Origin of the sequence: Zwartia sp. (assembly GCF_049655405.1) — a bacterium.
Taxonomy (GTDB): Bacteria; Pseudomonadota; Gammaproteobacteria; order Burkholderiales; family Burkholderiaceae_B; genus Zwartia.
On the sequence record NZ_JBASJR010000011.1, the window covers coordinates 163193 to 176091 of the forward strand.

The 12899-nt window shown below is 50.9% G+C and carries 13 protein-coding genes; 10 read left to right on the top strand and 3 right to left on the bottom strand.

Annotated features, from left to right (window positions below; translation table 11 throughout):
• Positions 1 to 98: 98 nt before the first annotated feature.
• The 8 genes from WBJ47_RS08580 to WBJ47_RS08615 all read left to right on the top strand — a co-directional run bounded on the left by WBJ47_RS08580 (position 99) and on the right by WBJ47_RS08615 (position 8415).
• Positions 99 to 668, top strand: a complete 570-nt coding sequence (locus WBJ47_RS08580) for a DNA-3-methyladenine glycosylase I (protein WP_422244147.1) — start codon at positions 99 to 101, stop codon at positions 666 to 668.
• Between the two features lie 106 nt (positions 669 to 774).
• Entirely contained in the window at positions 775 to 1536 is a 762-nt protein-coding gene (locus WBJ47_RS08585; protein WP_422244146.1) for an outer membrane protein, read from the top strand.
• A gap of 24 nt (positions 1537 to 1560) precedes the next feature.
• A complete protein-coding gene (locus WBJ47_RS08590; protein WP_422244145.1) occupies positions 1561 to 3234 on the top strand; it encodes a formate--tetrahydrofolate ligase in 1674 nt (557 codons plus the stop codon).
• 6 nt (positions 3235 to 3240) lie between these two features.
• A complete protein-coding gene (locus WBJ47_RS08595) occupies positions 3241 to 4137 on the top strand; it encodes a hypothetical protein (protein ID WP_422244144.1) in 897 nt (298 codons plus the stop codon).
• A gap of 33 nt (positions 4138 to 4170) precedes the next feature.
• Positions 4171 to 5556, top strand: a complete 1386-nt coding sequence (locus WBJ47_RS08600) for a TAXI family TRAP transporter solute-binding subunit (protein ID WP_422244143.1) — start codon at positions 4171 to 4173, stop codon at positions 5554 to 5556.
• Between the two features lie 31 nt (positions 5557 to 5587).
• Positions 5588 to 6376, top strand: a complete 789-nt coding sequence (locus WBJ47_RS08605) for a hypothetical protein (RefSeq protein ID WP_422244142.1) — start codon at positions 5588 to 5590, stop codon at positions 6374 to 6376.
• Between the two features lie 38 nt (positions 6377 to 6414).
• Positions 6415 to 7020, top strand: coding sequence for a lipocalin family protein (locus WBJ47_RS08610; protein ID WP_422244141.1), 606 nt, complete (start codon positions 6415 to 6417; stop codon positions 7018 to 7020).
• 21 nt (positions 7021 to 7041) lie between these two features.
• On the top strand, positions 7042 to 8415 hold the full coding sequence (locus WBJ47_RS08615) for a TAXI family TRAP transporter solute-binding subunit (protein WP_422244140.1): 1374 nt from the start codon (positions 7042 to 7044) through the stop codon (positions 8413 to 8415).
• Here the strand turns inward: WBJ47_RS08615 and ispH are convergent.
• Together ispH and WBJ47_RS08625 are read right to left on the bottom strand one after the other, a co-directional pair.
• Entirely contained in the window at positions 8412 to 9359 is a 948-nt protein-coding gene (gene ispH, locus WBJ47_RS08620) for a 4-hydroxy-3-methylbut-2-enyl diphosphate reductase (RefSeq protein ID WP_422244139.1), read from the bottom strand. The genes WBJ47_RS08615 and ispH overlap by 4 nt on opposite strands.
• Entirely contained in the window at positions 9359 to 9835 is a 477-nt protein-coding gene (locus tag WBJ47_RS08625) for an FKBP-type peptidyl-prolyl cis-trans isomerase (RefSeq protein WP_422244138.1), read from the bottom strand. The genes ispH and WBJ47_RS08625 overlap by 1 nt, the downstream gene beginning before the upstream one ends.
• 51 nt (positions 9836 to 9886) lie before the next feature.
• Here WBJ47_RS08625 and radC point away from each other — a divergent pair, with 51 nt between their 5' ends.
• A complete protein-coding gene (gene radC, locus WBJ47_RS08630) occupies positions 9887 to 10564 on the top strand; it encodes a RadC family protein (protein WP_422244137.1) in 678 nt (225 codons plus the stop codon).
• Between the two features lie 49 nt (positions 10565 to 10613).
• Here the strand turns inward: radC and WBJ47_RS08635 are convergent, their stop codons facing one another.
• Positions 10614 to 11795 (bottom strand): acetyl-CoA C-acyltransferase family protein, encoded by a 1182-nt coding sequence (locus WBJ47_RS08635; protein WP_422244136.1) that lies wholly within the window; start codon positions 11793 to 11795, stop codon positions 10614 to 10616.
• Positions 11796 to 11877: 82 nt separating this feature from the next.
• Here WBJ47_RS08635 and WBJ47_RS08640 point away from each other — a divergent pair, with 82 nt between their 5' ends.
• Positions 11878 to 12894, top strand: a complete 1017-nt coding sequence (locus WBJ47_RS08640; RefSeq protein ID WP_422244135.1) for an LLM class flavin-dependent oxidoreductase — start codon at positions 11878 to 11880, stop codon at positions 12892 to 12894.
• Positions 12895 to 12899: the final 5 nt, after the last annotated feature.

The window sequence follows — 12899 nt, forward strand, 5'->3', positions numbered from 1 at the left end:
AATTGAAAAGATACTAAATTAATCAGACGACACATTATCTAAAGGCCAAGGTCATCAGGCTGAGTTAGATATACTCAGTCCTCTTTCCTGGAGTTTCCATGCAACGCTGCCCTTGGTGCGAAGGTTCTGACCTTTACCGTCACTACCACGATACAGAATGGGGCGTCCCCATGCGCGATGATCTCGCATTATTTGAGCTCATCAATCTCGAGGGTGCCCAAGCCGGTCTTTCTTGGTCAACAGTTTTAAATAAACGCGAACATTACCGCGTCGTTTTTGATGCCTTCGATCCAGCAATCATCGCGCGATACGATGAAAGAAAAGTAAATGCTTTGCTCAAGGATCCCGGCATCATTCGAAACAAACTCAAAATCGCAGCCATCATCGGTAATGCCAAGGCCTATCTGGCCCTCACGAAAGAGGAGCAGACATTCAGTGACTTTGTATGGCAGTTCGTCAACCACAAGCCCATTCAACATAATCGACTATCACTCACTGAGGTACCAACCAAAACAGCTGAGTCCGACGCCATGAGCAAAGCGCTGCAGAAAATTGGCTTCAAGTTTGTGGGTTCGACTATTTGTTACGCATTTATGCAGGCATCAGGGATGGTCAATGATCATTTGGTGAGTTGTCACCGGCATACTCCCGTTCAGCAGTTCGGCTGACATTCCGACCAATACCGACAAATACAGCGTCTGACTATCGACATAGGCTCACGCACCCTAAACTTCTAACTTTTCGTGTCTCAACGAATAGGTATAAGGTGCTGTCTTGCGAGCTACAAAACGCTTAGTCTTACTCGTGATGAGCCTGTTCGGCTTGGCTCAGTTGCCTTTCACAGCCAATGCAGACTCTGGCCTCAATCCTTTTCAAGGCTTTTACGGCCAAATCGCGACAGGATTCGAGTCAAACTCATTTACCAACACCACAACACGCTACACCAACGTCAGTCCTGCCGAGTATTACAGTGCCGGCACCAATGTCGCTTCCAATCAAACAGCGAATGGAATGCCATTGATCCTTGGTCTAGGCTACAACTTCGCGTTGAACAAAAAATGGCTTCTGGGAATCGGGGCTGATTATTCTCTCTTGTCGCAAACAACCAGCCAATTTTCAGCGAGAAACCCTGCTTTCGCGTCTTCAGTGCCAGCTCTCGGTCAAAAAATCCAAGCCTCAGACCGCTTCAACGTCTTTTTAACGGCTGGGTACGCTCTGACACATCACGATCTGCTCTATGCCAAAGCGGGATACTCCAATCAGCAACTTCAATTCAGCCGACCCGCTCAAGACTCCGCGACAGGCTATTCACTCAAATCGAATCAAAGCGGCTATGTTTTGGGACTCGGCTATCGTAAAACCATCCAAGGTGGTTTGTATGCATATGCAGAAGCCAACTACATGCAATACTCTAGCGCCTCCATGAACGGTGCCCTCACGACCCAAAGTGGCACAGATACCGTCACCACCAATATCAATCAAAAGCCCTCTGCAAATGCCGTCACTGTCTTATTTGGTCTAGGATATAGGTTTTAAATTCTTAGACTCACTAGGCACCCCATGCGTTCTGATCTCGATATTGCCCAAGCTGCACAAAAAAAGCCCATACTTAAGCTCGCACCCGCAAAAGCAAACATCCCAGAGGACGCACTAGAGCCTTATGGTCGCTTTAAAGCCAAGCTCTCCCTCGACTACATCCGCTCACTCCAAGATCGTCCCGACGGAAAACTCGTCCTGGTGACGGCAATCTCCCCGACTCCGGCTGGCGAAGGAAAAACGACTACCACCGTAGGACTGGGCGATGCGCTAAACCATATCGGCAAAAACGCCATGATTTGTTTGCGTGAGCCTTCTCTCGGTCCAGTTTTCGGCATGAAAGGCGGTGCAGCAGGCGGCGGCATGGCACAAGTCGTGCCGATGGAAGACATTAACCTGCATTTCACAGGCGACTTTAATGCCATCGCCCTGGCCAACAACTTGCTGGCAGCCCTGATCGATAATCACATTCACCATGGCAACAAACTACAGTTCGACGTGCGACGCATTACTTGGCGACGAGTGGTCGATCTCAATGATCGCGCCCTGCGCCAAATTGTCGTAGGTCTCGGCGGCACCGCAAACGGGTTTCCCCGCGAAGATCACTTTGACATTGTTGTCGCCTCCGAAGTCATGGCGATTTTTTGTCTCGTCAACAGCCTCCAACAACTCAAAGAGCGTCTCGGTGAAATCGTTGTTGGTCATTCACTGTCAGGCAAGCCCATTCGTGCGCGCGACTTACAAGCGCAAGGCGCCATGGCGGCCTTGCTCAAAGAAGCCCTCGCACCCAACATTGTTCAAACCCTTGAAAACAACCTCGCCATTGTGCATGGTGGTCCTTTTGCCAACATTGCACACGGTTGCAACTCAGTACTTGCCACCTCCACAGCGCTCAAACTCGCAGACTATGTTGTCACTGAAGCAGGTTTTGGAGCCGACCTTGGCGCGGAAAAGTTTCTAGACATCAAATGTCGAAAAGCAGGCTTGGCCCCCTCTGCCGTTGTACTGGTGGCCACCGTACGCGCCCTCAAATATCACGGTGGTGTCGAGGTCAAAGATGTCGGCACAGAAAACCTCAATGCACTGCGCGCGGGCCTGGTCAACCTCGAGCGTCATATTCACAATATTCAACACAACTTTGGTCTGCCTTGCGTCGTCGCGATCAACCATCGCACCGAGGACACACCCGCGGAAATCGCGCTCCTCAAATCAACTGCCGCCGCACTCGGCGTAGAAGTCGTGCTGGCTGAGCACTGGGCCAAAGGTGGTTCAGGCGCAGCAGAACTTGCCCATACGGTGGTCAAACTATGCGAACAACCCAATCACTTTAAGTTTTTATACGAAGACGATGCGTCTCTTTTGGAAAAAGTCGGCACCATCGCTGTTAAAACCTATGGTGCAGATGGCATCACCTGCGACGCAAAAGTCAGAGCTCAGTTTGCGCAACTCGAAGCGGATGGCTACGGCCACCTACCCGTTTGTATTGCAAAAACACAATACTCCTTCTCTTCAGATGCCAAGCTGCGCGGCGCGCCAAGCGGGCATACCCTAGCGATTCGCGAAGTGCGATTGGCAGCCGGCGCTGGCTTTGTTGTGGTCGTGTGTGGCGACATCATGACCATGCCCGGCCTACCTGTGGTACCTGCCGCCAATGGTATCGACATCAACGAGGCCGGTGACATCACCGGGCTTTCTTAGGCGCACATGAAACCTGTCGAAATACTCCCTAGTCACATCAAAAAGAACACCGTCTTAAGTTCAAAAAAAATCTATGTCGTTCAAGGCGAAGTACGTGTTCTCAAAAAGATCACGTTGACCATCCAAGATCAAACCACGCTCTTGCTGGTCAACGGTGTTTTTCCAAAAAGCTGTCTTAAACGCTCGGCTCTGATTTTTGAGCAAGGCTCTCAACTCAAAGCAGGTCGCGTTCACTTGAAGGCGTGCAACGCAAACTTCAAACCAGTCAAATTCGCCGACAATGGTGGCCTCTGGTTGCTTGGTAACTACGCTGACGCGAGCAAAGACGGCATCAGCATTAAGACCAATCGAAAAAATCCACTGTCAAAATTTACGGCGCACACCATCACGACACGCTATCTTGGACGCGCAGATGACTACCTCAGCCCAAAGACAGGAAAGCTCATCACGACAGGCGATGATATTGATGGCTTTTCAGTGCTCGGAGTCGGCCCAACTGAATGGGCAATCAATGCCGTTACCAGCCATTATTCAGCGGATGATGGCGTAGACTTCACCAACTCCCACGTCCGTTTGATGCGTCTAGAGGTCAAAGCCCCTGTCGAAGACGCCGTCAACCTGAGCAGCAGTCGTGTTGAGATCCATCGCAGCCTCAATCTTGATGTCACCAAAACAAAAGTGACAGACCGAGACTTAGTGGATTTGGAAACTGACGATGGAGCTTCCTACTTAGAGCTGCATCGGGGGTGTTGGGTCAGGCTTGTTGGCGTCTTTGGCGATCAGGTCGTACTGAGTTCCAGGGAAATGCCCACACCCAATACGAAAGACGACAATGAAAAGAACTATTCATTCTCGGGCAGACTCAAGCAAGCTGCACTCATTTACTCCATCGATGAAGACTAAGCCCTTGTATCAGAACATTCTTCAGGAAATTAAATGAGCTATCACGTCACCACCGTTTGGCAATACTTCAAAAGATACCTTCAAAAGTTTCTCTCAAAAGAGGTACTTGGCTGGACTAAAACTGCCCGTTTTTTTGGACTGATTGGCCTCATCCTATTGATAGCAATCATTTCCCTCGCTACATACATCAAGCCCTTCCCGCCCAAAACAATCTATCTTGCCACGGGCCAAGACGGCTCCTCTTATCAAAAAATTGGTGAAAATTTCCAGACAACATTTAAGAGTAACGGAATCACTCTAAATCTTGTTCCCACTTCAGGACTAGGAGAGGGATTGCAAGGCTTGGATAGCAAGTCATCAACAGTCAGTGCGAGCTTTTTAACGGCAGGAACTGAATCGTCCGCCAAACATCCAGATCTAGTTTCCCTAGGGAGCATCCAATATGCACCCATCTGGATTTTTTATAAGGGCGAAACGATTCAAACGACAGATCCTTTCGAATATTTCTCAACTAAAAAAATTGCGATCGGTCCGGCTGGCAACATCACGAATAAAATATATAGAAATCTCTACCATCTCAATCAACAGATGGCACCTTCGGAAAAAAACATTGCCGAGCTTCCTTTCGAACAAGCCGCTCAGCAATTAATGGCCGGCACAATCGATGCCGTCTTTATTGCCGATGACTTCCGCTCGGACACTATTCAAAAGTTACTTGCGGACAGAAGCATCAAAATACTCAATTTTCCACTCGCAGACGCTTACATTAAAAAGCGCCCTTTTCTTCAAAAGCTTGTGATTCCTCGAGGCTCCATTCACCTTGACTCCATCTACCCCAGCGAGGACATCACTATTCTTGCTTCAACCACCATGCTTTTAGTCGAAAAAGATATGCACCCTGCTTTGCAATGGGCGTACTTGCTCGCAGCCCAAGAATATGGACGACGCTCGGATTCCTTTTTTTCTAAGTCCGAATTTTTTCCAAAAAATCTTGATCAAAGCTTTCCATTAAGTCCCATCGCCACGCGCTTTTATGCCCAGGGCACTCCTGAGGTCTTTGCGTATCTCCCTTTATGGCTAGCGAGCCTGATTGAAAACATTTGGGCATACGTACTTGCGTTTGTCGTGATTGTCTACCCAGCCTACCGGATGATTGTCGCCGCAAGGTTATTTCCAAGTGAACATTTAATGAATGAAATGTTCACTAATTTGCGAGAACTAGACGAAGCGATCCTCTTTGCCACCTCCACAGAGGAATTGCCAGCTATTTTTCTTACACTGACAGAGTATGAGCGCGAAATCAACACAACCTGGCTGTTTGGAAAAAATGCGCGGTTTTATTTCAATTTAAAAAATGCACTCAGCGCAGTCAAGCGTGATGCAGATGCTAAGCTCAAAGCGCTGACGCTCAACACCTAAAAACTTACCATCTATCACTAGCAGGACAGACATGCACTTTTTTGACAACATGAACTACATCAGCATCATCATGTTTTATTGCGTGATTGGCCTGGTGTTCACTTGGGGTTTATATTTATCCCTGCGTAAATTCTTTCCGAATTTCATCGTCCAGGATGTCGACTCTGACTTTATCGCGGGCCTTCACGCCGCATTGTTTACCATCACCTTTCTAACACTTGGCTACTCACTCGCCAACGTAGGAGAAACCGCAGACAAATACCAGCAAGACGTCGTCGCAGAAGCCAATGACATCAAGTCTCTAGATGTGCTCCTTGCTTTATACAATACCAAAGAGGCGACAAACCTGAGACAAGACTTGCGTCAATACGCCAAATCCATTGTGATTGACGAGTGGCCGCTCCTGTCAAAAAGTCAGGGGAGCTTGACGACTCTGGTGTTCCAACGCAAAATGCGCGCGGATCTCCAACTCCTCAATCCGACCACAGGTAAAGAACTCGCCATTTATGCTGAGATTTTGAAAACCTCAGCCAAAATCGTTCAAGCCCGCAGCAGTCGTATCCAAAACTCCGGTGCACGCTTAGCGCCGCAATATATGGCTACCAGCAACATTGGCTATTTGGGTGTATTGATTATCTCGGCGCTGATGCTGACTCAGTTCACTTGGTTTAGGTTTTTTGCACTCATTGTCCAAGTAGTCGCCGTGTCTTTTATCTTCGCTGCAACCATTGTGTTGGACAACCCTTTTAAGGGCTCAGACAAAATCACGGCAGAACCGATTTCAACTGTTGCCGACTCACCGATTCGGTTATCTGATTAGTCTTGCGGCATCGCCCTGACTGGGCTACCCTTTAGAGCATGAAAACATTTAACAATTCGATAGCCTCCCCTATTGCGCATCGACCCGTATTCGTGCGGCTCGCACGAGCCCTATGGGTGGCTTTGGCTGCCGCGACCATAGGACTTGCCATGTCAGGCTGCTCAACAGCACCTCCAGAGGGACTGACTTCGGTGACTCCTTTTGATGTCAATCGCTACCTCGGAAAATGGTTTGAAATCGCTCGACTGGATCACTCCTTTGAACGCGGGCTCACGGATGTCAGTGCCACCTACTCCCTTAAACCGGACGCCAGCCTCGAGGTCATTAATCGAGGATTCAATACCAAAAAAGACGAATGGAAGTCCGCCACCGGACGCGCATTATTTACGGGCAGCACGAATCAGGGATCGCTCAAGGTCTCATTTTTTGGTCCGTTTTATGGTGGCTACCATGTTCTTGCCCTCGATCAAACAGACTATCAGTGGGCCCTCGTTGCCGGCCCTGATCGTGACTATCTATGGATACTGGCACGCACCAAAGAACTGGCGCCCGCCATTCGTGATCAACTCGTCGCGCAAGCAAAAAAAATGGGCTTTGCGACAGACAAACTGATCTGGGTGTCACACACAAGAACGGACAACTAAACACCAAAGTAGTAGACACGCATGGATAGCTTTAAAAATGAGGTGCGCGACCATGTGGTGGCCACTTACGAAACAGTGCGCGAAGAACTGCAAAATGGCGTTCAATTCATCCGTGAAGCTTGGGTGCTCATCCTTTTACTGCTATCGCTTATTGCTGTCGTTATTTGGTTAGCTAAACCCGCGCCGCCGACGCACGTCCTGATGGGTACGGGCTCGGCCGGGGACTCCTACGAGGATCTCGCTAAACAATATGCGGACTACTTTAAGAAAAACGGCGTCACGCTCGAACTCGAACAAACAAAGGGTGCGGAAGAAAACCTTCATCGACTCAAAGATCGAAATGATCGTATGCAAGCAGCCTTTATTCAAGGTGGTGTGGTGGCCAGCCGCGAACAAGCTCAAGGCCTTCAATCGCTCGGCAGTGTTGGTTACGAGCCCTTCTGGATTTTTTACAGAAATGACTTGTTTGACTTTAACGCAGCACACAAGTTTGAGTTTCTTAAACACCCCATCTCAATCGGGGAACCCGGCAGTGGCACATACCTTCATGCCCTTCGTCTGCTGCAGATCAACAATCTTGAACTTACTGACAATTTCAAAACACTTTCCAATAAAGACGCTGTCGAAGCGTTTAAAAATGGCACGATAGATACTGTCGTGATGGTTGACGGTCTAGATTCAGAAAACGTCCAGACTATGATCAATGATCCACGCGCACGCATGGCTGGTTTTATCAGAGCGGAGGCCTTCGCCCGCTTGCTGCCCATCTACCATGTATTGAACATTCCAGAGGGTTCATTGAGTCTGGCACGCGACGAGCCTCCTCAAACAATTCAGACCATCGCCCCCACCACCAATCTTGTGATTGATCCTCAGATGCATCCCGCGATTCAGCTGCTGTTTTTACAAGCTGCTGAAAAAATCAATGGTGGGCGCTCTTTCTTTGCAAGTTACGGTGAATTTCCCGACTACAAAGAGTCGATTATTGAGGAAAGCGATGTGGCCAAAAGTTTTTATAAAAATGGCGCTCCACGCTTAATGCAATACATGCCTTTTTGGTTGGCCGAGTTTCTCAACCGCATGCTGATTTTGTTGTTGCCTCTGGCAGCTTTCGCCTATCCAATTCTCAAGTCAATGCCTGCATATCGTCTGAGTCGCGTTCGCTCACGTCTCAACGAAATCTATGGTGCCCTCAAGCTCTTTGAGCAAGAACTTGAAACCCAATATGACCTAAGTCAGCACGATGATTACCTAAAAAGACTCGATGAGTTGGACAAACGGGCCCAGAAACTCCGTGTGCCCCGCTCGGTGGTCAGCGAGTACTACACCCTGCGCACCACCATCGATTTTGTCAGAAACTTGATCGAAGGCCCCATTCGTGCACGCAATGCTTAGTTAGCCTTACGAGACAAGCCTTTGGGTAAAGGAAAGGAAACACTCTCATGCAAGCCATCCATGGTGCGCACGGACACCGCACCAAGTTCTTTGAGTCGATGAATCACCTGCTGGACCAGTAACTCAGGTGCAGAGGCTCCAGCCGTAATGCCAATCCGCTGACGCCCGACGAGCCAAGCAGGGTCGATGGACTCAGGTCCATCAATCAAATAGGACGCAATCCCCATTCGCTCGGCAACTTCGCGTAAACGATTGGAGTTAGAGCTGTTTGCGCTACCCACCACCAACACCAAATCTGACGCAGGGGCGAGAATTTTGACCGCATCCTGACGATTTTGTGTGGCGTAACAGATATCGCTTTTCTTGGGTTCCTGGATATGGGGGAACCGTGTGCGTAAGGCCTGCGCAACCTCAGCAGCATCATCGACTGACAAAGTAGTCTGTGTCACAAAGGCGAGCTGAGCTGGATTGGTCACTTCAAGCGCCATCACATCCGCAGTGGTCTCCACCAAGTACATGCCTTGGTTAGACTGACCGAGCGTGCCCTCTACTTCTGGGTGCCCCTTGTGACCAATCATAATAATTTCGCAACCCGCCGCGCGCATGCGTTCTACCTCAACGTGCACTTTAGTGACCAGTGGACAGGTTGCATCAAACACTTGAAGACCACGCTGTTCAGCCTCGGCACGGACGGCTTTAGAGACACCATGTGCAGAAAAAATCACGATGCCACCTTGTGGAGCCTCATGAAGTTCATCAATGAAGACCGCGCCTTTTTTTCTTAAATCTTCTACAACAAAACGGTTGTGCACAATTTCATGACGCACATAGATTGGCGCACCATGCAACTCAAGCGCGCGTTCCACGATGTCAATTGCACGGTCCACCCCTGCGCAAAAACCACGCGGTTGGGCCAGCAAAATTTCAGCGCCTGAGCCTTGCATCACAACACTCCAAGCAAATCAATATCCACACGCAAGGTCAAACCTGCGAGAGGGTGATTAAAGTCAAACATGGCCGAGTCCTCGCCATACTCTTTCAGCACGCCCGAGTAGCGACCACCATTGGGTGCGGTGAACTCCACCATGTCACCCGGATTAAAGTCGGCATCTTCACCCGCGTGCTGGGCCAACATGGCACGCGATACGCGCTGAATCAAATCAGGATTGCGATCGCCATAGGCCTCGGCAGGTGAAAGCGTGAAGCTAAAACAGTCACCCTCGGGGTGCCCGAGCAATGGCGTCTCCATGCCTGGCGACCATTGTCCACTCCCAAGCTGAAGTGTTGCAGGACGACCATCGAACGTGTCGATAAACGTCGACCCTGCGGCGGGCCCGTCCTCGATCACGATGCGATAGTGGAGAGTTAGGTATGAATCCGCACGGACAATAGGCGGAGTATTGGGGGCCTGATCAGTCAAAATCTGTCACCGTAGAGGGCTTTGCTAAACACCTATTTTAGAGCCTTCCCGATGACCTTGTGCGAACAACTCCCTCCCGACCAGCGCCCCCGCGAAAGATTGCTGCAACATGGAGCCAATAGTTTGACGAATGCAGAGCTTCTGGCGCTGATTTTTGGCACGGGCACACGAGGCGTCAACGCGCTAGAACTCGCACAACAACTGCTTGTGCGCTATGGCGGCTTGCGTGCCCTGCTTAGTGCTGATAGCGAAAACCTTAGAGCGGTTGTGGGATTGGGGAATGCCCGAATTTGCCAACTCAACGCCATTCTCACCCTGGCTAAGCGCGCCATGGAGGAGGAACTTAAGCGCGACTGCTCGCTTAAACATCCTTTGCAAGTCAAAGCGTATTGCGCCAACCTGCTTGGACACTCATCGATCGAACGCTGTGTCGCCCTATTTTTGGACAATCAACACCGACTCATTACTGCCAAGGAAATTTCTCAAGGCACGCTGACTGAAACGACAATTTATCCACGTGAGCTCGTCAAAGCCGCCCTTGCGCATCACGCAGCAGCCATCATCCTGGCTCACAACCATCCCTCCGGCCTAGCCAAGCCAAGCGCAGCCGACATCACCCTCACCCATCGACTCAGGCAATCACTTGCCGTCGTTGACATCGCGTTTCTCGACCACCTGATCGTGGCAGGTCATCAAGTGATCTCTATCGCAGAGTTGGGACAGATGTAAAAAAAGCAGCCCGCAGGCTGCCTTTTAAACGCATCATTTAGTCAAGCGTTTAGACACGCTCAAAAATGGCAGCAATCCCTTGGCCGCCACCAATACACATAGTGACCAAGGCATACCGACCACCCACGCGGTGCAATTCATAGATCGCCTTGGTTGTCACGATCGCACCCGTCGCACCAATCGGATGTCCAAGCGAAATACCGCTGCCATTAGGATTCAAACGCTTGGCATCCAGCTTAAGCTCTTGCGCCACTGCACAAGCCTGCGCTGCGAAGGCTTCGTTTGCTTCGATCACATCCATCTGATCGACGGTGAGGCCAGCGCGCTTCATGACAGCCTGAGTGGCCGGGACAGGGCCGATTCCCATGATCTTGGGGTCAACACCTGCATGCGCATAAGCCACCAAACGCGCCAAAGGCTTTGCGCCACTTGATTTCACGGCTTCGCCACTCATCATCAGCACTGCAGCAGCGCCATCATTAATACCAGAAGCATTGCCCGCCGTCACGGTACCGTTTTCTTTGACAAACACAGCGCGCAAGGCCGCCATGCCTTCAAGAGAAATGTCACGACGGGGGTGTTCGTCGATCTTGAACTCGACTTCACCTTTACGCGTTTTAATCACGACCGGCACGATCTGTTCATTGAAACGACCCTCGTCTTGCGCCAATGCGGCGCGACGATGAGACTCTACCGCCAACGCATCTTGCGCTGCGCGAGAAATGCCAAACTGCTTGGCAACAGCTTCTGCCGTGATCCCCATGTGGGTGCGCTCAAAGGGATCCGTCAAGGCACCCACCATCATGTCGACAATCGTCGTGTCGCCCATACGCGCGCCAAAGCGCTGTGTCTGTGAAAGATAACCGGCGCGACTCATAGACTCGGCACCACCACCAATCGCCATTTCGGTATCGCCGAGCAAAATCGACTGCGCACTAGAAATAATGGCTTGCAAACCCGAACCGCACAAACGGTTCACGTTAAATGCGGCGCACGTTTGGGGCAGTCCAGCGTTTAAGGCCACCACGCGCGACAGGTACATATCGCGGGCTTCTGTGTTGACGACATGGCCAAAGGCTAGGTGACCGACCTCTTTTCCGTCCACACCAGAGCGCTGCAAAACAGCTTTGACAACCGTGGTACCCAAGTCGATTGGCGCGACATCCTTGAGACCGCCACCAAAGTCACCCACCGCAGTTCTGGCTGCACCGGTTATAAATACTTCACGCATCGCGCGCTCCTTTGACAGTAAAAAAAAGTATCATCAAGCTTATCGCCATTAGCATAACCCGCCCAGACGTCACGAGATACCCATGAGCATTCCCTATTCGATTCTCGACTTGTCCCCTATTCCACAGGGGTTTACGGCGGCCGATGCCCTGCACAACTCTCGGGATCTGGCGCAACACGCGGAAAAGTGGGGCTACACGCGCTTTTGGTTAGCCGAACATCACAACATGACGGGAAACGCCAGCTCGGCGACCGCGGTGCTGATTGCCTATGTGGCGGGCGGCACTACACGTATTCGCGTTGGTTCAGGCGGCGTGATGCTCCCCAACCACGCCCCACTGGTGATTGCTGAACAGTTCGGCACCTTGGCCTCTTTGTTTCCTAACCGAATTGATCTGGGGCTGGGACGTGCGCCCGGCACGGACCAAATGACGGCCCGGGCTCTGAGGCGAGATCTGCTAGGCAATTCCGACCAGTTTCCCCAAGATGTTCGAGAGCTGCAACACTATTTTGATGAGGTACAGCCTGGCCAAGCGGTCAAAGCTATTCCCGGCGCCGGTTTGCATGTCCCAATCTGGATTTTGGGTTCCAGCCTCTACGGCGCTCAGCTCGCGGCCCATTTTGGCCTGCCCTACGCATTTGCCTCGCACTTTGCACCCGACTACTTGCTTGATGCAATGCGTGCCTACAAGGGCCTTTTCAAGCCCTCTACACAGCAAAGCAAACCGCACGCCATGGTGGGCGTCAACGTCATTGCGGCAGAGACGGACGAAGAAGCAAAGTATCTCTTTACCACACACCAGCAACATGCCACCCGCATGCGCAGGAATACGCGTGGCCAGCTCCCGCCTCCCATTGAGGACATCGAAACATTTTGGACGCCGCACGAAAAGATTTCAGTCAACGAGCAACTTGCCTGCTCCGTCGTTGGCAATCCTGAGACCGTCCGTCAGGGCTTACAACGCCTAGTTGAAAAGACGGGCGCTAACGAATTGATGATTACAGGGCAGATTTTCGATCATCAGGCGCGTCTGCGCTCTTTTGAAATTGCGGCACAAGCCGCGCAAGCCGTTGAAATGTCGACGGCGCTTGCCGCCTAAACTGA

What these genes read in the sequence shown, in the direction of transcription:
- WBJ47_RS08580 (WP_422244147.1), top strand. Translation starts at nt 99, where the DNA reads ATGCAACGCTGCCCTTGGTGCGAAGGTTCTGACCTTTACCGTCACTAC.
- WBJ47_RS08590 (WP_422244145.1), top strand. Translation starts at nt 1,561, where the DNA reads ATGCGTTCTGATCTCGATATTGCCCAAGCTGCACAAAAAAAGCCCATA.
- WBJ47_RS08595 (WP_422244144.1), top strand. Translation starts at nt 3,241, where the DNA reads ATGAAACCTGTCGAAATACTCCCTAGTCACATCAAAAAGAACACCGTC.
- WBJ47_RS08600 (WP_422244143.1), top strand. Translation starts at nt 4,171, where the DNA reads ATGAGCTATCACGTCACCACCGTTTGGCAATACTTCAAAAGATACCTT.
- WBJ47_RS08605 (WP_422244142.1), top strand. Translation starts at nt 5,588, where the DNA reads ATGCACTTTTTTGACAACATGAACTACATCAGCATCATCATGTTTTAT.
- WBJ47_RS08610 (WP_422244141.1), top strand. Translation starts at nt 6,415, where the DNA reads ATGAAAACATTTAACAATTCGATAGCCTCCCCTATTGCGCATCGACCC.
- WBJ47_RS08615 (WP_422244140.1), top strand. Translation starts at nt 7,042, where the DNA reads ATGGATAGCTTTAAAAATGAGGTGCGCGACCATGTGGTGGCCACTTAC.
- ispH (WP_422244139.1), bottom strand. Translation starts at nt 9,359, where the DNA reads ATGCAAGGCTCAGGCGCTGAAATTTTGCTGGCCCAACCGCGTGGTTTT.
- radC (WP_422244137.1), top strand. Translation starts at nt 9,887, where the DNA reads ATGACCTTGTGCGAACAACTCCCTCCCGACCAGCGCCCCCGCGAAAGA.
- WBJ47_RS08635 (WP_422244136.1), bottom strand. Translation starts at nt 11,795, where the DNA reads ATGCGTGAAGTATTTATAACCGGTGCAGCCAGAACTGCGGTGGGTGAC.
- WBJ47_RS08640 (WP_422244135.1), top strand. Translation starts at nt 11,878, where the DNA reads ATGAGCATTCCCTATTCGATTCTCGACTTGTCCCCTATTCCACAGGGG.